Origin of the sequence: Flavobacterium chungangensis (genome assembly GCF_042654045.1) — a bacterium.
Taxonomy (GTDB): domain Bacteria; phylum Bacteroidota; class Bacteroidia; order Flavobacteriales; family Flavobacteriaceae; genus Flavobacterium; species Flavobacterium chungangensis.
The window spans coordinates 144,414-163,954 of record NZ_JBHSFY010000015.1 but is presented as its reverse complement, the minus strand read 5'-3'; the positions used below and the strand labels follow the sequence as shown (position 1 = coordinate 163,954).

Genomic DNA, 19,541 nt, shown 5'->3' with positions numbered 1-19,541 from the left:
TGCAAATGAATAATGTTTAACAACTACTAATTCTACACACTCAAGTTTGAATTCATAGCTGTGCTTGACTTTTCTTTCCATAAAAATGCCCCCAAATAGCGTCTAACTTTTTGGGGGCAGTGCATTACGGCGTCTTTTTTTATATGTTTTTAAGAACGTGGCTTAGACAAATTTCGATCATACATAACAATAGTTCCCGCTACGGCTACATTTAAACTTTTTTCTGATTTGAATTTTACTAAATGATGGCATTTTTCCATTACTTTTTTAGATAAGCCATGATCTTCTGCACCCAATATATAAACGCAACGTCTTGGATGCTCAAAAGTTTCTAAATCAGCCGCTTTTTCAGATAGTTCAACACCAACCAATCTTGCTCCTTTTGGTAAGTTTTCAAAAAAAGCTTCGAAAGTATCGTAATGAAAATACGGAATCGCTTTTACGGCATCGTGTGTATCACATGCTTGTTTGGCATATCGATTACCAATGGTAAATATAAAGGTGGCACCTAAGTTCTGAGCCGATCTCCACAAAACACCTAAGTTTTCGGGTGTTTTACCATTTTGGATTCCGATACCAAAGTATTCATTTATAAAATTATCATTCATACCGCAAAAGTACAAAGTGTATGTAGATAAATCAATTTTTTGTTAGAATAGTCGACTTGAAAGATAAAAAAGAAAAATATTCAAAATATTTATTTCAAATATTTTAACTCTTTAAAAATCATCTTATAAATGTTGCCCCTTTAGTTCTTCTTGTAATTTTTTACGACAACATCCTTTAGTGGTGTGGGAATTAGTGTGTTGACTCTTAAAGGGATATTTTTACATTCATCGCTATCCCAATGTGTAAAATCAGCATTATCATAGTTAATTGTGCACATTATGTCGTTACCCTGACTGTGAGCTCCATGCGAACCCTCTGTAGTGCCAGGCATCCAGACTTTGTCAGCAAATTGAAAAAAGCAAATCCCTAATAGTTTCTCAGGATTTTTAGCTCCGTATTCTATACTTCCTGCCAATTGTCCATCTGCGAATTCCTGATAATTTGCTTCCAGTCTGTTATATCCAATTTCTGTGAATAAAAGTGGTTTTTGGTATTTTTCGTATGCAATATCTACGTAACCTCTTCCAGACGATTCTGCATTTTCAAACAAATACAAACGATTATTGTATGATTGAGGAGCTAGAAATAATCGTTTATTTAAGTTTTTGGTTGTTTTTTTATTTAATCCAGCAAACAGGGAATCCCAGAATCCAAAACAAGGATATTGACCCCCATATAAAGCAAAATCAACAGGATGACCAATGATTACTTCTCTGTAGTTTGGATATTGTGATGCTTCAATATCTGCCCAAGATGTTGTAAAATCAATGCAATGTTGAGCATTGTAGCCATTTCTTCTCGGTTCGTTTCCTATAACAATTCCTAAAACAGCATCATGATAGTCTGTTTTTTCTTTATTGGAAAAGGAATTAATTAATTCAGGAATCTTTTCATTTCTTAGATTTAAGCCTTGATCAGGTTTTACAAAATAACAAGAAACAGTAACCAAGACTTTAATATTTAATGAGTCGCAATAATCCAAAAAATTTAAATGATTATTTCGCGGATCCCAATCGTATAATCTAATAAGATTAACCCCCATGTTGGCTAATGTTTGGAGATCGTTCCTTGCTTTATTTGGTCCGTTGAGATCACAATGGCTTCCAGCTTTAGAAGTATATTCTTTTCCCCATATCGGAGTCATACAATCATACGCAATGTCACTTCCATAAAAGATGTATGTAAAATTTGCAGTTGATGGATCATATCCAATAGGATAGGGTGCATAGCACATTCCGTTAAAATTTTTGTTCATGGTAGTTGTTTTTATTGGTTAATATTTTATTTAAAATTTAAAAAACAAATTATTTATAGAACCATTGAGAGTAATAGGTCAGTATATAAAAGCAGTGTCTCATTAAGCGAATCTGAAATTTTTTAAGAATAATTTAAAAAAGTTACGTCAGCTGTTATTTTTCTTTTTTTACTACAAGCTGCCAGTGTATACCGACATGATTTGCAAATAATTCTGTACTAGGCAGACCATTTCCTAGTTTGGGTAACTGGACAACTTGCCCCATGCCTCCGCCAATGCTCTTGCTAGGAATATTTTTTAGAGGTTTCAGCTTTTTTTTAGGGAAGCTTTTTTTTGTTATTCGAGCCATTTCAACCAAGCTGGTCATTTTGGGACCTAGTCCAGGTTCATTTCCAAAAACAGCTGCAGAAATAAGGGTTTCTAAAGAGATATCGTCTATATTTTGAGCAATGAGTGTCCTAAGTTCTTTAGTTCTTGCAGAATCATGATGTTCAATATTTTTTCTTAATTGGCCAATTGAAATAGAACGTGCAGTATCTAGTGTGTGAATGAGACAATCGCCTCTTCCTGAGTTTTGGATGATGTGATATTCATCTGGGTTTATATTTCCTTCTAATATAATAAGAGTAATTCCAAGCCTGCTTGCCAACGTATGCCCTTCACCTTCTGTTAAATAGGCGCTACTTGAAGCTACATCTTCTAAATATGCTTTTTTGAATAACGGAATTGCGGCTGGATTGATAGCAACATCATTTATTTGATCATAGTACCAGAGTGACATCATTTTCATTTTTTTATGTCCTTGACCAGATTCCTTTTCTCCATCTCCCGATTTTCCTTTGTTGTCTTTAGAGTTTTTTCGGTCCTCTTTATATTATCTTTTTCGCTCTCTAGGATCTTTTTTCTCATCTTCAGAAGAATAACCGTCGTCATCATCTTTAGCTAAAGAGCTTGATGTTAAAGCGCCTGTTTTTCCTTTTCTAATTTCGACCCTTTTCCATGAATACGATTTGAGATTTTCTTTGAAATATCTTCTTATCTCATTAGAAATACGACTTCTTGGGAATTTTTTTTGAAGATCGCCAAAATACCCCTTTATAATATCATGACCATCCGCTTTATTAGTTTTATGTGCCCAATGAATCAAGCCATGCGGATTTATATTATGTCCCTCTTCCTGTTGCTTTATTCCAGAAACTCTAGTAATTAGTAATGTCGAACTCTTACAGCTTTTCCATGTTAAGTATACTTTTTCTTGTTCTTTTGATGTAGAAGATGTCAAATCTACTACCCAGACTTTTTTTCCACTTTTAACCAGTTTGGTTAGTTCACCGTTAAAACTGATTTTATTTTTAGGAGATTGCGTAATGTTTGGATTAATATCAAGCAAAATAATGTCTTTTGCGGTATAACCTGGAATTCCAGTATTATCCATTAAATCAATAACATCATGATCTTCGTAATAGACCGAACTATCATTTGGAATCATTTCTTTAATTGCTGCTTTATTATTTTTGCCTTTACCCTTTGTTCTTGGAGGAATTAGCTTTTCAAGCTCTTCTATTCTGGCAGCTATCTTTAGTAAATCTTCCTCTGTTAAGCTTTTTCTGTTTGCTTTTTTTCTTTTTTTCTGTCCAAGGAGTCTTGTTCTTTCCTTTTTTAAATGGGTAGTATTATCTTCGGTTAGCAACATAGATAAGGCGGCCATTCCTGATGAAACCACAACCTTTCCTGTTTTGATATTCATTGTGCCTTGATTATCTGTTACTTCATCTTCATATTCACTATCGCTGACAGTATCATTATCAAAATCAATTTTTTTCTTTTCATTTTTAAGAGTTTGTAGTATATGTTCAAAAATAGCGAGTCTTTCTTGTTCTAATTCATCACCCATTTCATCCACCTCTTGTATATGTTTATCGTAAGAAGAATCTAAATTTGGACTAGATAACCCTGTTTTGCTAATGTTTTTTTCAAGTTCTGCTTTAGTACTTTTTTCAAAAATCATTTGAGCCATTTTGCTTAAGGTAGAATCATTAGCAGTAAAAAATATAATGTTATCATGATTACGTTCGAGGACTCTTCCAATCATACTCAAACCTTTTGATCCTGTTTCGACCTGAGTAAAAACTAAATGTTTAAGTAAAGTTTTCTTTTTGTTATAGCTTTTCATCAAATTAACGGAAGAAACTTCTTTTGTTGCTTTTCCGGTCTGCCAATATTCATAAAGTTTGTCGCTAGCAGCTACTTTTTCTGTAAATTCAACTTCAGTTTTGTCTGTCATTAACTGATGCAACTCATTGTCTATTACAGTTAAGGCTTTTACAATAATTGCCGAAATGTCTTTATTTATTCCAGGACTAAGCCTGATGCTTAAATTATCTCCTAAATCTGCCAAAGTTGCTATTTGAAATCCAAAGCTACTTTTCTCTACCAGACGCGGTAAATTGCCTCCTCTGTTCTGATTGTAAAGGCTCATTAATCTAGCAGAAAGAAGTTTTGTCATTCCTTTGGCTTGTCCGGATCTAATTTTTTTATGCCTTAAGCTTCTTCTTTCCTGATTTGAAACTATAAAGTCCCTCAACAAGGGGAAGTGAATAATAAGAGGAGGATAATTGCCGTCATGAATTAACTCAATATTCCCTGTAGGGCTTTGAAATTGTTGCTTGATTGCTCCAGAAATTTCTCTTTGCATTGTAATATATTGATCAATGCTTTTATTTTTTTTAGGTTTCTTGTCATCAATTTGCATACTTGTCGATAACTCACTTTCAATTTCTGCAATAACACCTGCCAAAACATCGGTATTAAGTCCTTTATAAAGATCAGGCAAGAGCCCTAGTTTGTTTTCTCTAGCACCAAATTGTTGACCAATTAGCTGAATTAGTTTGTTTTTATTACTTCTAATATAACGAGGGTTTAGACCTTCTCCTATAGCATTAAATATGCCTTGTTTTATAATTCTTCTTAATCTTAGATGATCATTATTTAATGAATCATGCATTATGCTAATATTATCCTCACTTTTTTCACTTTCAAAACTAGAAGATTCTTCATCAGAATTTGAAAATTCACTCGAGTATGAAGATTCTTCTGAGCCTGAAAACTCATCATGATTATCTGAGGATTCGTACGAACTCGTAGAGTCATCTGAATTTGAAGAGCCGCCGTCATCATTTAAACCGAAATGTGAATTACCCGCTTTTGCAATTTTTAAAGGTCTTTTTCCAAAAGTTACATAATTATTTACATCCGAAGTGGAGATGCCGTAACTTTCTAAAAAGTCATCGGAAGTTCCTTCGTCATTTTCTGAATTTACCTTTAAAATATATTGATGTAATACCTCCTGCATCATTAAATTTCCCGGATATAATTCTGTAATAAATTTTGTAACATGTTGAATAAATATATTCTTAAACATTTGGCCATAAGGGATATCAGAGAAATATCCCTGTATTACTTTATCCTGATTGACATTTGAGTTAAGATTTCTATTTTTAAATTCAGAGGTAGGTCCAGTCTTCTGTATAGCTTTCGCTCCCATAACATCAGCTTCTTTTTCCAAACCTTTGTCATCATTTATATTTGCTTTACCTTTCAGTTGAATGGTAGGTTTCACACGTCCTTGCTTTTGCTGTACAACATGCCAAGCTTCATGAGGCAAATGTTTTTCTTGTCCAGATGCTACATGAATATCTGTTCCTTGAGCGTAGGCATGCGCATTAAGCTGTGCAGGTTTGTCTGAATTATAATGAACCTTTACATCGTCCATAGAATGACCAGAAAGGTTTTCTATTCCCGACTTTAGATTGTCTGGCAAACCGGTAACATTTCTTTTTGTTTGAATTGGTGACGAAGTTGCTTCCTGACTAGCAGTTTTTTCAGTAAGTTTTAGCTGTATAGCAGAATGTTCTCGATTATCTTTTAACTGAATGGCAGTATTGCCACAATTTGCATTTGCAGCAGTAGCTTGTATTTTATTTTCAGATATTTTTTGATAATCCTGAGCCATTTTTACTCTTTGAAATTAAAACTGTATTGTGTTTTATATGATCTGCCTGAATTTGATAAATTAAGTTAGTGAAGCGCAAAGCTTTTTTTAAGACTTTTTATTGTATTAGTCATTATGTAAACCTAATTTTTTCATTGTTTCTTCTAGAGAGTCTTCTTCATCTAGTTCTTTTTTATCTTTTAGATAACTAGGATCGTCATTTGGCTGTACTTTTTTGTATGGTTTTGGCTTAAATGAGCGATATTCTTCAGGGATTGCTGTTTTTCTGGAATCATCTTTGGATAAAGTCAGGTTAAATTCTTCTCCTTTTTTGTGTTCGTTCTTTTTATCGTCCTCTTTAGCATGTTCCTCATGATCTTCTGTTTCGTCATCTTCAGCAACAACAAACCCCGCTTTTGTATAAGATTCTTTTGCGGTATATGCCGAAATAACGTCTATTTTTTTTGCTGTATCATGGCTTTGCAGTAATATTTTTACAGCAGCTAAAAGTGCGGTGCCTCCGCCTTTTATATTCGGATTTCCTATCATCCATCTCAGGTAAAGAGGCGATTCATCGCGCTCTTCAACGATTAGAACGCCAACTAGCTTATTAGTTCCTTTTACAACTGCTTTAATTCTCCATTGCTTTTTACCAGACTCCGGTTCATGTTTCTCATATGCCATATCTTTTGCCACATCCCAACCATCATCTTCTTGTTCCCAATGTCTACCCGATCCTTTATCTAGTTTCTCGCGGTCTTTCTTGTTAATACTTATTACGCCAAGACTTCGTCTTCTTTCATGTCGGCCTTTGTTTCCCCATAGAAGCGCTATTTTAGCTATTTCTTTTGGCATATCTTCTTTTTCCCAGTCTTCTATATTTGCCAATTCGATTTCATTTTTGATTGTTTCTTTTTGAGCTAATTTTTCTTGTATTTGGATTGTTTCTTTTCGTACATACATTTCATTGCGCGAAAAAATAGTTGGAGGACCCTGTTTATGAATTATCTCCAAAACCTGAACCCACTCATATATTTTTTCTCCTTTTCTGTCCTCTTTTCTTTTTTGCGAGTTTTCCTGATTAGATCCTCTTCGCGAAATAAAGACAGGAGCATCATCAATTACGAGTATATCTCCTTTTTTTAGTTGACCTCCTTCAGATGGTTTTAATTCATTAGAAAGCGCGTCGCCTTTGACATTTCCAAATAATGAATCTCCCTCAAGTTTTACAATATGAGTTACGCCCCAAGTTACTGTGGCATCTTTTACTGCTCTTTGAATAGGTAAGTCACTTGTAGTAGTGTTTTCAGAGAGTTTTTGTTGGACAATAGTATGTTGTCGATTATCTTGTAATCGAGTAATATTGCTTCCCTGATTTGCATTTGCAGCAGTTAGAGCTGATGTATCTTGCGATATTTTTATGTGTTGTTGCGTCATTTTCTTCTCTTTTTAGAATTATACAACTGCTTACTCTTCCGCATTTATTTGATCTTTGAATGATGTGACTTTTACAGGACCAATTCCACCCAAATAGTTTATTGCCGAACAAAAAGGATGATTGTGAATCCTATTTTTTAAATTTTCTAAATCTCGATCAAAGTAGGGTAGTGTTACTTTTTGTCCTGTAATCAGTTTTATCAGATGATCATTTTCTAAAGGATAAATTTTAAATAAAGGTTTTCTGGCGGCGTAGAAAAGATTTTCATCATCAGCTATAATAGAAACCTCGCCACGATTTTCTTTTAGTTTTTGAGGATTCGTTTTTAATAAGTTAATAATCTGATTCTCAATTTTAGTAACCATTTCTTCTACACTTTTTTCGGTCGTTTGTACAATCAAATAAAGATTTTGACTTGTAATAAGATATCCGTTTATATAAAAGAAAATTTTGTCGTCGAAATCATTCAAAGCCAATGCAATTATGGTATTCACATAATTCAAGTCAAAATGTTTTTTCCAGTTCCCAATTTTAAGTTTCACTTTATGACGGTGTAATTGAGGCGCGGCAATGGCAACTTTTTTTATATTTTCATTCTTTTTCATCACGTCAATTCATTTGAGTAACCACAAGTGTTTTGTTCTCTTTTTTAAATTCACGTCTAATCCCTTCTAATAAATCTTGCTGATTGACAACTGTTTCATTTCTCTGAATGGCAGCTAGAGCACAAAATCGCAACACATTAATAATTGCTCCACCAGCAAGTTCATACTCTTCGGCAATGCTTTCTATATCAATATCTGGACTAAGTTTGCATTTTCCTGAGAATGCTTTTTCCCATAAAAGAATCCTTTCTTCTGCGGTTGGCATCGTAAAATGAATCATGGACTGAAATCTTCTGGAGAAAGCTTCATCCATATTTTCTTTTAAATTGGATGCTAGAATAACCACTCCTGGAAAATCTTCAATTCTTTGCAGCAAATATCCCGTTTGCTGATTGGCGTGCCGATCGTTTGAAGAAGAAGCATTTGTCCTTTTTCCGAAAAGGGCATCGGCTTCGTCAAAAAATAAAATCCAGTCCTTGTGTTGTGCAACATCAAATATTTTAGATAGATTTTTTTCTGTTTCACCAATATATTTAGAAACAATCATAGAAAGATCAACCCTGAAAACTTCTCTGTTGGTACTTTTTCCAAGTAAAGTTGCAGTAAGCGTTTTACCAGTGCCTGGAGGTCCGTAAAAAAGGGTTCGATATCCAGGTTTTATTTTATTCTCCAAACCCCATTCTGTCATAAGAGTTTCACCATGATTTAGCCAAGCGTTAATCTCCATAACTTGATTCATGACATGTTCTTCGAGAACCAAATCGTCCCAGTTTAATTTGGTCGAAATTTGTTGTGCAGGAAACGAAACGCTATGTTCCAATTTAGGTAAAGTGCCTGTAATAAAAAAGTTCAGCCAACGCTCATTAATCGAAAGTACGTGATTCAAAATTGGCACATTAGATTCGTTATTTTCTAAAATCAAAACCTGTTCTTTTGAAAGTATATTTGAAGTATTCAGAATTTGAAGGACTTCAATTCTTAATTCAGGATTTACAGCGGTAATTAAAAAAGATAGGGTTTGGCCTGTAGGCAAAAAACCGCTATGATTTTTATTGATAATTCCGCCAAATTCTGTAAAACCACGATCGTACATTGCATTTTTACTAAAGAAAATATCCAGTACTTCGGGTTTAATCTGAGGTGCGAGAATTAGGGCAAGGCAAAGTCGTTCGTAAAGATTCAAATCCCATTCGCCTATTTTTTTGTAATAAGCGCTATTTTCAGTTTCTTCATCAGTTTCTGGTAGCGGAATATCCTGCCAGCGGTTTTCATGTCCATCCTGAAGCAGATAACTGCAAATAACCTGATCGATTACCTTTTGCAGCCAATCCATTTCATTATACAAAGAGACAATATTGGGATTAGTTTCCATAAGCTCCAAATAATTTTTCTACATCGTCCAGATTTGCGTCAGCCCATTTAAAATAAAGCAAAGCCGTATTAGGATTTAACTCATTGCATTGCATCATATCCAAATAAAAGCCTTGAGCATTTTGCATAATCATTTGCGTATTGTAATCTGCATCATTATGAAAATTAGAATCAAAAAAAGAATCTGCCCATTCGCTTGTATTGTTCTCTTTGGAGATAAAATCAGTAATGAAATAAGCCAGTTTTTCGTCTTGCACGACCAATTTTTTAGCTTTGAAATAAGCAGGTTTTCTTTTGGTTTCTCGGTGGTAATATTCGATATCTTTCGACTGAATTGTTTTGGTGTTTGGATGTCCAAAAATATCAGACAATCCAAAATTTTCGGCCTCACAAGCCAGTTCTAGTTCGGCATTTGCTTCGCCAGCTATGGCTAGAGTTGTGTTTTTTGCAGTTGCACTTTCTGTTATAACATAAAGTTCCCTAAATGAATATAAGGTTTGTGTGAGCTTTATAATTAATTGCTGTTGGATTTCATTCCAATTATTAATTTTTAAAGATTCAGGTTCTTCGGCTTTAAAAATGAAGCTTCCTTTATTAGCAAAAGCCAATATTTGTTTGCTAAATTCAAAATTGCCTTCAATAGAACCATGTGCGTGTGATCGTCCTGAATAAGGTTTTGAGATACCATCACTAAAATTCCAATTGGCATCATTTAAGGCAATTACTCCGCTTATATCGGCATCGTGACGCGATATAATGCCATTGCGATAAATGTTTCCAAGAAGAATAATTTCGCCGTTTTTAATCTGAAAATAATCGCCAGGAAAAAGACTTTTATTTAACGGTTTGGTAGGCAGAAATCCTCCAGTTTTGAGATAAAAATGCCTATAAAAATTCTTATTAGTATGATCCATAACCTTAAAAATTATTGATTAAAGTCCACTGAATGCCATAAGCAAACAGCGGACATTTTAATTGATCTTAAGATGCATAAGCCGCAGCAGTTGCCGCAGCTAAACTAGATTGAAGCGATTGCAGTTTGATTTGCGCTTTGTTTAAATTGGCAGTTGCAATGCTCAATTGTCTTCCCGTTTCGTCATTTGCAGTATTGGCTTTATCATAAGAAATCTGAGCGTTTTTATACGCATTGTATATTAAGGCTCTTATAGAAGTCTTGTCTGTAGGCTGCACTGATAAAGGCGCGTCTAAAGATTTTTCATCTGTTAAAGTCAGATACAGTTTTGTTGCTTGTTTGCTTTCTAAAGTAATTGACGCTTCAGATTCCAGAACAGAAGCTTCTGCTGCCAATGTAGATTTTAAGGCAACTAGTGTAAGAGCAACCGCATTATTGGCGTCTGTACCCGCGCTGTTTATTCTAGAGATTAAATCATCAGAAATTAACGGATTAAGTGCTTTTTTGCGAATAACTAAAATAGATAGTTTGTTAATTATTTCTACAGAATAAATTAATTTGCTGATCAAGTCACTGATGCTTTTGCTAACTGTTGTTGAATCTTCTTTTGCATAGGCTGTTTTAGAAAAAGCAACTCTTGAATTGAGTGCCAAGTCGTAAGCATTTTGAATAACTTGATCGATCAAGTTTTTGTTGCTTAATGCATGTGTACGATTGCTTTCAGAAACTAATAAATAACCTTGATATCGGGTTGCTTTTTCATTCAGTGAATTTACAATTGTTTGTTGTTGCTGTACAATTGCTGTTGCATCAACTACTTGATTTTTTAGCAAATCTAGTTCGGCTTTTTTCTTTTCTGTAATTCCGTATTTCTGTGAACTTGGTCTTAACGGAGTTAATGATATAGTATCCATATAGTTGCGGTATTAATTAGTTTATGATTTCAGATTTTGGTTTTGTAGAATAAGGTATTGGCGGCGTGTTCTGCCAATCAGAAAGACTATTTTTATATCTGGTCTTTAAAATCTCACTGCCTTTGTAATAAGATAAAATAACAGGTATGTAATTTTTGTCTTCAATTAGCGGATTTCCAAAATTATCTGTAGTTGTGCTATCTATATGCACGTCAAATTCTTGACTAGAACCTGTTTTCTGTTTGGCACTTGTAAAGTTTCCTGCCGGAATGTTTTCTGCTAAATTTAAATTGAAGAAGAAGGCATTGGTGTTTTTAACTGGTTTAGGAGATTTATCTTTAACTTCTTTCAGTTTAGCGTTCAAATCTGCCAATTGCCCTTTTGCAATGCGTAATTTCTCTTTAGCTTCAGCCAATGCGCTTTTCAGACTATTGTTTTTCTGTTTGTCTTGATCAGGATCTTTACTGTTTTTAGCGGTTTCGGCATTTGCTTGAGCAGAACTATTTAAGATTTCTATCTCTTCGGTAAGTGCTTTAACCTCAGCATCGACAGTTTTAATTTCTTCATCTAGCTCCATGGTTTCAATTTTGGATTCCAAAGTCTGTAAATCCTCATTTGTAGAAAGATTATCAGTATCGGTGTAAGGCAAGAAGAAGCATCTGTAATCTATTTCACTTGCTTTTAATTCTTCTTTCTCAACATTAAAAGTGATTTTAGATAAATCTTCAGAATGTTTTCTAGAAGTGCCAATATCTTTCGCACTTTTTAAAGTATAGACTAACGAAAATATTTCAGAAGGAGCAGATAGATATTCATCAAACGTATTGATTTCTTTCTTGTAAGATTCAGTAAACATTATTAAAAGAAAAGCAACATAATTTTCGCCAAGCACTAGAGGCTCATTATCTGCATCTCTCAAAGATTTATAAGCGATAGAGGTGCTGTATTTTCCTTTATCATCTGGTTTTTGCGTCGCAGGAATACTTTTGCATTGCTCGGGATTGCCCACTAAATCTTCTGCTGTAGAAGCATTAAAGAATGATTTCTTACTGTCTTTTACCAAAATGATATTGTAGCTTAAAACTGGATTTGCTAATCCTTTATTTTGCGTTGCAGGATCTCTATCTTCGGGAGTAAAAGGACTTTTGTAAGCATCAAATGAGACGCTAAAACTGCCTGCTGAAGGATCAAAAGTTGTAGGAACCTCAACAATCAAGGCCTGATTAAATTGTTCGTTGTTATACGTATAGGCTTTCTTTGAAGCGTTATATTCTACCTCACAACATTTTATAGCTCCTTCTGCAGCTCTTGTTGCAATACTTGCTTTCGCTCTCGTATCGTTATCTACGGTTAGCACTGCGGTAGTTGCTGTTAAATCTGAAGTGGTTACCTGCAATAAATTATTGACAGAAGAGTTAGTCAGTTTAGCGCCGTCTGCCACAACAGAAGTTGAAACTTCAGAAATCGATGCTGTAGCTTCCATAGCATATTGCGAAGTGAGCTCTGCAATATAAGCCGTTTTATTAATCAGATTATAAGCCTCAAGGGTTTGCTGATAAATTTGAGTTCCATAATCGGCAGCATTTACAATACTGTAAATACTTCCAATATCGCTAGCCAAACGCACAATAGAATTTGAAGCAATTTGTATATTCGATGCGCAAACCGCCATATTGGTAACGGCTTGTGTTACATACGTTTTTTGCTGATTGGCAGATAGTAATAAGTTGTCTGCCATATTCTTATTCGTAACAACAACATTATTTATGTGTTGCTGTTCTTTGTACAATTTTGCTGTTGCGTCGAGTTTTTCCTGCGCAACAATCTCAGCTCCTTCAGCATAATAAAGAGTAAACATTGAAGTACTCAATTGTGAACTCAATTGTTTTTTGGTCATTTCCTGACTTTCTAATGAAGACAATACACTAGAATGCAGATTTTCATTGTAACTGTTCATAATAGTTCTTTTAGTTGATTAATTTATATTTCAATATTGTATTCAAGGTTCTTATTTGGATAATTGGTTTTTAGAATACTTTTTTAATAAGGCCAAATGACATGCAAAGGCTTATTCATCCAATGGTATTTCATAATCGAAAAAGCAAAAGGAGATCTGTTAATCAATATATCATAAGCCCTTTTCTCTACCGTGAGTTCCCATTTATCTTCCAGTTCTACTAGAATTCCGTCGCGTACAAGCCAGTTGCCGCGAAAACCGTTTATGGAGCAATCTCCAATTTCTGGCCAATGCGAAATCGCCGCTTGTATCAAACCGTTTATTAATTGTTTTTCTGGATCAGAGATATCAATAAAATCAGGCACAGTATCGGTTAAAGGCAAACCGCACAAAACTTTGTTTAGCGGCAAATAAACCTCTTCCGTTTCTTGCATTCCTGTAATTAGATATTGCAAGTATTGTACAGCTCTAACTTGATGTTCGTTGCTTCTAAATTTTCTTTCAGAAGTTAGACTCAATCGTTCAAACAGCATCGCGATATAATCGTTTAAGAGAACAATTCCGGCGTTTCTAACAGGAATTCCTTGTTTAGGGCTGTTTTTTGGGTTTTCTTTAGTTTTATTATGTTCCATTTTCGAAATTATTTCAGTTTGTTTTAAGACAGTTGAGGTTTGCTTTTCGGCTTTTAGAATTTCTTTGAAACCGAGCTGTAAAGCGGGAGGAAATTGATAGATATATTTTTCCATATCGACCAAAAAGCTTTTTTTTGAGATTCCTTTTTTGGTTACAACTTCCCAGATTAATTCATTCCAGATTTTGTCAATTGCAATAAGTCTCCAATTGTCGTTGGTTACAGCCTTTAAGAGCTTTCGCAATAAGAGATGCTGCATTTCTTTAGCAGCCAATCCTTTTATTCTGACATTGCCCAATACATGATTGAATTTTTCTAAAATCCGTAAAGACAATTCCTTGTTTTTATCCAATTGACTAACCGCATTGCATAAATGATGAAAGTTTATATTGCGGCAAAGCCAATCTATTTGGGCTTCGGGAATAAATTCTTTTTTTATTATTTTAAAGAAAATCTTTGGCTCTTTTACCAAAATGGCATTCAGAATGTCTTTAATCTCTATGGTTTTAGAAATGCTGAAGGCGGGTGGAATTTGCCTTTCTATCAACATTGATGAAATCCATTTGTATTTCTCTTTCTCAGATAAACTCTCGATTTCAAATAGCAAATCTGTGCTAATTGATTCTGCATTTTCATTAGAAACTATAGAATCAGAAATTCCATTGTTTTCTAAAAAAGGCATAAAATCGGGTACTGAATTGGCATATTCAAAAGATTTTGTTTCGTTTTGAAGCTGTATTTTTTCCTTCGCCACATTCTTTTTTAAATACAATTTGAGTTCTTTCTGAAGCAGTTTGTCAAATAAAACTTCATTGCCTTTGTAAGCAGAATATTTTAAAATCGTGTTCCAGAAAAGTTCATTTAATGCTGTACTAATTTTAGTTTCCGAAACCGATTTTATATTTCGAATTAGGACAGAAGCCGTTTTCTGAATCCAGTTCTTTTTCAGCGCAACTGCATTTGTCAAGAAATAAAGCAATATGTTTTCGCTTTCTTTTTTGTCTTGTTTTCGGAGTAAAACAAATCCTGCATCATTAAAATTAGCACTCAATAATTGCGCTAATTCCTGCTGATCTTGCTTTGACGTATTTTGAATGAGCAAGGCAAGCGCAACGGTATCAATAGATTTTGTGTTTTTTAACTGGTTTAAAAAGGTCTTTTTAATAGCCACTCCAAAAGATTTAATTCGTTTGGACTGAATCAGTTTTGCGATAAACTGAAAATAATCATCGCGTCTCGTCTCTGTTACTTTTTTGGATAACTGCACAATAATAGTTTCCAGAAACAAAGAGGAGTTATGTTCTGGATGAAACAATATTTCCTGCATTCCGAGAAGCAACAAATCATCAGTAATTAATTCTTCAGGAAAATCATATTGATCTTTTTCATTTAGAATCTCATACACAACCTGTATCGTTTGTACAAGTTTTGTTTTTTTGTAATTGGCTGTTTTGACCAATAATTGAAGCATTTCTCGATTCAAAACCAATGGGAGTATTTTCTTAAGAATCTCTTTATTTCCGTATGAAAGCATGGCTTCGAAAGCCATTTTGGGATGCAATAAAATAGTTCTAGTTAGTGATCTTTGTAAATCAATAAAAAAGACACTTTTGGTATTGTTTTTCTGTAATTCGAGTTCTAGTTTCGCTACAAGATTTTTGAAATGAACAGCGGGATAATTAGAATTATTACGGCTTATTTCTTTGCAATAAATAGCATTTAGATTCGTAAAAATAACCGCCGCATTATTGCTTTTTATCGCCGCAGGAATTTTAGCATTGGTAAATAGGGCCAATAAATGCTCATGGCTCAGATTGTTTTTTTTGCTTAATTCCTTAATGCAAAATAGCAGAAAAGCAGTATTGTCGGTATTTTTATTTTGAATGAGAAATAGAATTCCAATTTGCCATAAAGCCTTACGGTTTGTTTTTAGTTTAAAAGTCTGGCTTAATTGGTTTAGATAAACGATCGATTCTGTATGAAGCTGCGATGGAGTAGTATCCAGTTTTGAATACAGTATTTTTATCGAAATTTCATTTAAATCTGGAAGCAGCGAAACAAGCCAACTCTCATCTTTAAAAATGGGCTGAAGCAGCGTATTAAATTTTGTTTTATTCTCGCTATTCAATACCATTATCAATTCGTTTAAATTGTCTTTGTCGGCTTTAAATCTTCTATTGCTTTTATTTTTTAATAATTGCTCTAATAGACTCCAATAATTTGTAGCAGTTTCAAGCTTATAATTCTCGCTTTTTTGCGTTTCATATTCCTGCGTTAGTATTTTAAGACAAGCGATAAAATCGTTGTTCTGCGATGTTTTATCAGAGAGTTTTACAATCGTATTTTCGATTAGAATAATAAGTTCGGCGTAAGCAATATTGTAATGATTGGCCATTTGCAGAATACTGCTTTTCATGAAAGCCAGTTTATTAAAAAGCGTTCCGCGTTCGAGCAGTAAAAAGTTCAGAATAAAGAACCATAGATTCTTTTTGAAACTTGCCGTGCTCGTTTGGATAATCGTTTCTTTAACCTGGATGTTAACCATTGTTGCGCTAAATTCAATAATAGAACTACTATTGTTAGGTTCGAGCGCGGCGATTATTTTAGTGATGTTTTTTTCGTCAAACTGCCATGCAATTCGTTTTCTCACTTCCTCGTGAGACATTCCTGTTTCTTTAATAATCGCAATAACCTCAGCGAGATTATTCTGAAGCAATTCTGCCATAATCTGGTTGACAGAACCTTCTTTATTTTGATAATTCCATGGTAAATAGCCTTCTAGCAAAAAGACCGAAAGATTTTCTAGAATTGATTTTTCTTTATTGTAAACCGCAATTCCGTTTTGTTTCTGATTGTTTTGATACAGAATTAATTCGGCTATTTTTTCTCTTAACAGATTTCGTATTTTTCGGCTAAGATCAAACTCAAGATCACTATAATCGCAGGCGCCAAGATCAAGTTCAAGCGATTCAATTCTCCAACTTTGTTCCTGTGGGCATAATTCGTCAAAAATAGAGGTAACTTCTCTAGGCAACGAAATTTTGCTCCAAGCACTTAAACGTTCCTGAAGTCTATAACCTTCTTTCTTTTGGTCAAAAGTCGTGTCCCATTTTAGACTCGATACAATATGGCTATTTATTTCTTCCATTTTTTGTTTCTAAAATTGAGGTTAGACTATTGATTAAATTCACAGCGTACTGCTCTGAGGCTGAACTTGCTTCTGTTTCGGTATGATTTGAATCCAGCGTATTTTTGAAGCGCAAACTCTCATGCCAGCTATAGTAATTCGATGTAAAACTTTCAAGTTCCTGAAGCTGAGCAAACAGATATTCACATTTTATATTTGTCGGAAGACTGACCGCAAGAAACTGTTCTAAACGTCTTTCGAATTGTGGAGTTTGGAATTCGGGAATAAAATCTGGAAATAACAGAATCGCATTTTTCTTAAAAAGTGCATCGTTAATTGTAATGGTTACGTTTCCAGAAGAAACGGTGATACGAAATGAATAATCGGAGAATTTACTTTTTGTATATTCTGTAGCAATTGCGTTTTGAGAATTATCAGTAATAAAAGTATATTTTTCATTAGAAAATTCCAACTGACCTTTTAAAAGCTGAGAATCCAAAACGGTTTGACTTTCCGTATTTAATAGATAATTTATGTTAGCAATGTTTTGAAAATCTGTATTTTGTATTTGATAAAAAGAATTGTCACTTTGTTTTACAATTTCAATATTATATTTTAATTGACTTAAAAGAATAGAAGTTTCAATAAAGAAACTGCCTTTTCTATTTTCTTTAAGCCAATATATTTTTTGTATGGTTTTATTGCTATTCAATTGATCTTCGATAGAATTTTGCGAAGCTTCAAATTGTGTTGTAATAAAATTGGTGTATATATTTTTTAATCCGAAAAGTAAATTCAGTTTTAATTCTAAACCAGAAAAATTATTGAAATCTGTTTTACTTAGTTTTTCTTTTTTATTAATTTTATTAGATTGAAAAACAAAATCAGACGTGTTTTCGCTAATATGCTCAAAATGCTCCTTTTTAATGTTTAGCAAATTGGCATCTGCGGTTTGATTAATTTTTGAAGCCGTTAGAATATTATAACCTTTAAAACGGTTGTACGACAATAAATCGAGATTTTGCAAATACAAACTCTTTAAGATAATCTGATCTTTTTTCTTGTTTCCGGTATAGATGGTATCATGAATGATGGCATCAATTACTTTTGGCGATTCGCCGTGTCTGGCAAGCAAATGATCTAGTATTTTGTTTCGTCTTTCAAAGTTAACATCTTCTTCTTCCATGATTTTCATCATTCCAAAGATGTAGGCATTATAAGGATCTTGCTGATATTCTCGCCAGCTTTTTTCTTTCAGTTCCTTTTTGGTTTCTTCGCCACTGCTGTATTCAAAAATGGTATTATTTTTCAGTAAAGGTTTGATGTGAGGAATCGTATACAAAGATTGATAGAAATAGCTAGGAGAAAACATTTTGTACGGAACAGGATATTCTAAATGCTTTTTCTCGTAGGTATCTTTTAGTGCATAAAAAGTTTCGCTGTCTGACGGCGCTCCGCATACCGAATTGGTGAAAGAAAATAGTTTTGGAACATTGGCTAATTGCGAAAACTGATTGGCTAAAACCTGATCAAATAAAGTCAAATAGCCTTTTAACTGACGCGATTGCGCGACTTGAACAGGTAAAGAATCGTCTTCGATTTTATCGTCGCCAATGCCATATTGCTGCGGAAATGTATTTTGAATGGAATAATAACTATTGATATCTCTAAAACTGCTTTTGGGTAACTTTATGGTCGGTTTATTGTTTAAACTCGTAACGTTGTCCTGATATTGGACAATATTAATTTGCAACGGACCAAAGGCATCTGCGACTATTTGTTTTTCGTTAGCATTTAATGTTAGTTTTTTCTCTTTAAAAGAATTTAAAATATCAACAAACAATAATTGATTTTCTGTTACTTGTAAAGTTTGAACATTATCTTTTTCCTGATAAAGCTGTATTCCCGAAACCGAAATGACACCGTTTACAGACTCCATTACAGGAATTAAATCAATAGCTTTTACGGTATCTTTTTTATCTGCTAGAGAATCATCAGAAATCCAACCGTTCTTAAGATATGGGCCGTCATATATTTTTGCCGAATCATATCCTTCTTCCTGCATAGTGTCATAATTCACCTGATCTATTTTCGGAAAAATATAATTGCGAATTTTATTTTGAAGTTCTAATAAAACAGCATGTTCATCTGCACTTTTCTCAAGTTCTATATTTCCGCCAATCTTGCAACTTTGGAGTTGCAATGCAATGGGCATATTAAAAAGTTCTCCAATATTTCTACTCTGATTGAGGTAATAATAGACCGATTTGCAAATGTTATCGCATTTAGTATCATCGGTAATATTTGGATTGATATAAAGATAAATTTGATACACTCGGCTAAACGCTAAAAGATTCTGACTGTAAGGTGCGATTACAACATTGTAAACCTCTTCGATGCCATCTATAATGTATTTTTTGTAATCGTTAATGGTGTATGGTGCCGTAGTCAGAATTTTATAAGGCATATAAAACTGATTTTCGATTTCCATTTTTCCTGTAGGATCGGTTAAAATATCTGGAATCGAAAAATCGGTGCAATAGCCTAATTCGGTCATGGCATAGCAAACTTGATCTAGAATTGTCATTCCGGGATCGCTCGGGTTAAAGTTGGTCCATTCATTACCAATATGATTTTGGATGTAATCAATAGCTTCGTCTTTCAGGAAGTTAAAGTCCTGATGCGGCGGAAGCTGAATTTTTGTTATTTGATTATTGTTATCCATTTCTA

At 33.9% G+C, this 19,541-nt stretch carries 12 protein-coding genes; all 12 read right to left on the bottom strand.

Going from position 1 to position 19,541, the window contains the following annotated elements; translation table 11 throughout:
* Positions 1–149 precede the first annotated feature (149 nt).
* The 12 genes from ACFO3N_RS20730 to ACFO3N_RS20675 all read right to left on the bottom strand — a co-directional run bounded on the left by ACFO3N_RS20730 (position 150) and on the right by ACFO3N_RS20675 (position 19,536).
* Positions 150–608, bottom strand: a complete 459-nt coding sequence (locus tag ACFO3N_RS20730) for an RNA methyltransferase (protein WP_091134234.1) — start codon at positions 606–608, stop codon at positions 150–152.
* A gap of 140 nt (positions 609–748) precedes the next feature.
* The gene (locus tag ACFO3N_RS20725; RefSeq protein WP_379800813.1) at positions 749–1,864 is read right to left on the bottom strand and encodes a hypothetical protein; all 1,116 of its coding nucleotides are present in this window, start codon (positions 1,862–1,864) and stop codon (positions 749–751) included.
* Between the two features lie 154 nt (positions 1,865–2,018).
* On the bottom strand, positions 2,019–2,654 hold the full coding sequence (locus ACFO3N_RS20720; protein WP_379800812.1) for a hypothetical protein: 636 nt from the start codon (positions 2,652–2,654) through the stop codon (positions 2,019–2,021).
* Positions 2,655–2,738: 84 nt separating this feature from the next.
* Positions 2,739–5,876: an eCIS core domain-containing protein gene (locus tag ACFO3N_RS20715; protein WP_379800811.1), complete on the bottom strand. Its 3,138-nt coding sequence runs from the start codon at positions 5,874–5,876 to the stop codon at positions 2,739–2,741.
* 105 nt (positions 5,877–5,981) lie between these two features.
* Complete coding sequence (locus ACFO3N_RS20710) at positions 5,982–7,292, bottom strand: hypothetical protein (RefSeq protein ID WP_379800810.1); 1,311 nt, start codon at positions 7,290–7,292, stop codon at positions 5,982–5,984.
* 30 nt (positions 7,293–7,322) lie between these two features.
* Positions 7,323–7,898 carry a hypothetical protein gene (locus ACFO3N_RS20705; RefSeq protein WP_379800809.1) on the bottom strand — a complete coding sequence of 192 codons (576 nt, stop codon included), beginning with the start codon at positions 7,896–7,898 and terminating at the stop codon, positions 7,323–7,325.
* A 4-nt stretch (positions 7,899–7,902) separates the two neighbouring features.
* Entirely contained in the window at positions 7,903–9,270 is a 1,368-nt protein-coding gene (locus ACFO3N_RS20700) for an ATP-binding protein (RefSeq protein WP_379800808.1), read from the bottom strand.
* Complete coding sequence (locus tag ACFO3N_RS20695; protein WP_379800807.1) at positions 9,260–10,183, bottom strand: hypothetical protein; 924 nt, start codon at positions 10,181–10,183, stop codon at positions 9,260–9,262. Before ACFO3N_RS20695 ends, ACFO3N_RS20700 begins: the two co-directional genes overlap by 11 nt.
* A 67-nt stretch (positions 10,184–10,250) precedes the next feature.
* Positions 10,251–11,096 (bottom strand): hypothetical protein, encoded by an 846-nt coding sequence (locus ACFO3N_RS20690; RefSeq protein ID WP_379800806.1) that lies wholly within the window; start codon positions 11,094–11,096, stop codon positions 10,251–10,253.
* Positions 11,097–11,112: 16 nt separating this feature from the next.
* The gene (locus tag ACFO3N_RS20685) at positions 11,113–13,053 is read right to left on the bottom strand and encodes a hypothetical protein (RefSeq protein ID WP_379800805.1); all 1,941 of its coding nucleotides are present in this window, start codon (positions 13,051–13,053) and stop codon (positions 11,113–11,115) included.
* Positions 13,054–13,136: 83 nt separating this feature from the next.
* Positions 13,137–16,832, bottom strand: a complete 3,696-nt coding sequence (locus ACFO3N_RS20680) for a contractile injection system tape measure protein (RefSeq protein ID WP_379800804.1) — start codon at positions 16,830–16,832, stop codon at positions 13,137–13,139.
* Complete coding sequence (locus ACFO3N_RS20675; protein WP_379800803.1) at positions 16,816–19,536, bottom strand: hypothetical protein; 2,721 nt, start codon at positions 19,534–19,536, stop codon at positions 16,816–16,818. Before ACFO3N_RS20675 ends, ACFO3N_RS20680 begins: the two co-directional genes overlap by 17 nt.
* Positions 19,537–19,541: the final 5 nt, after the last annotated feature.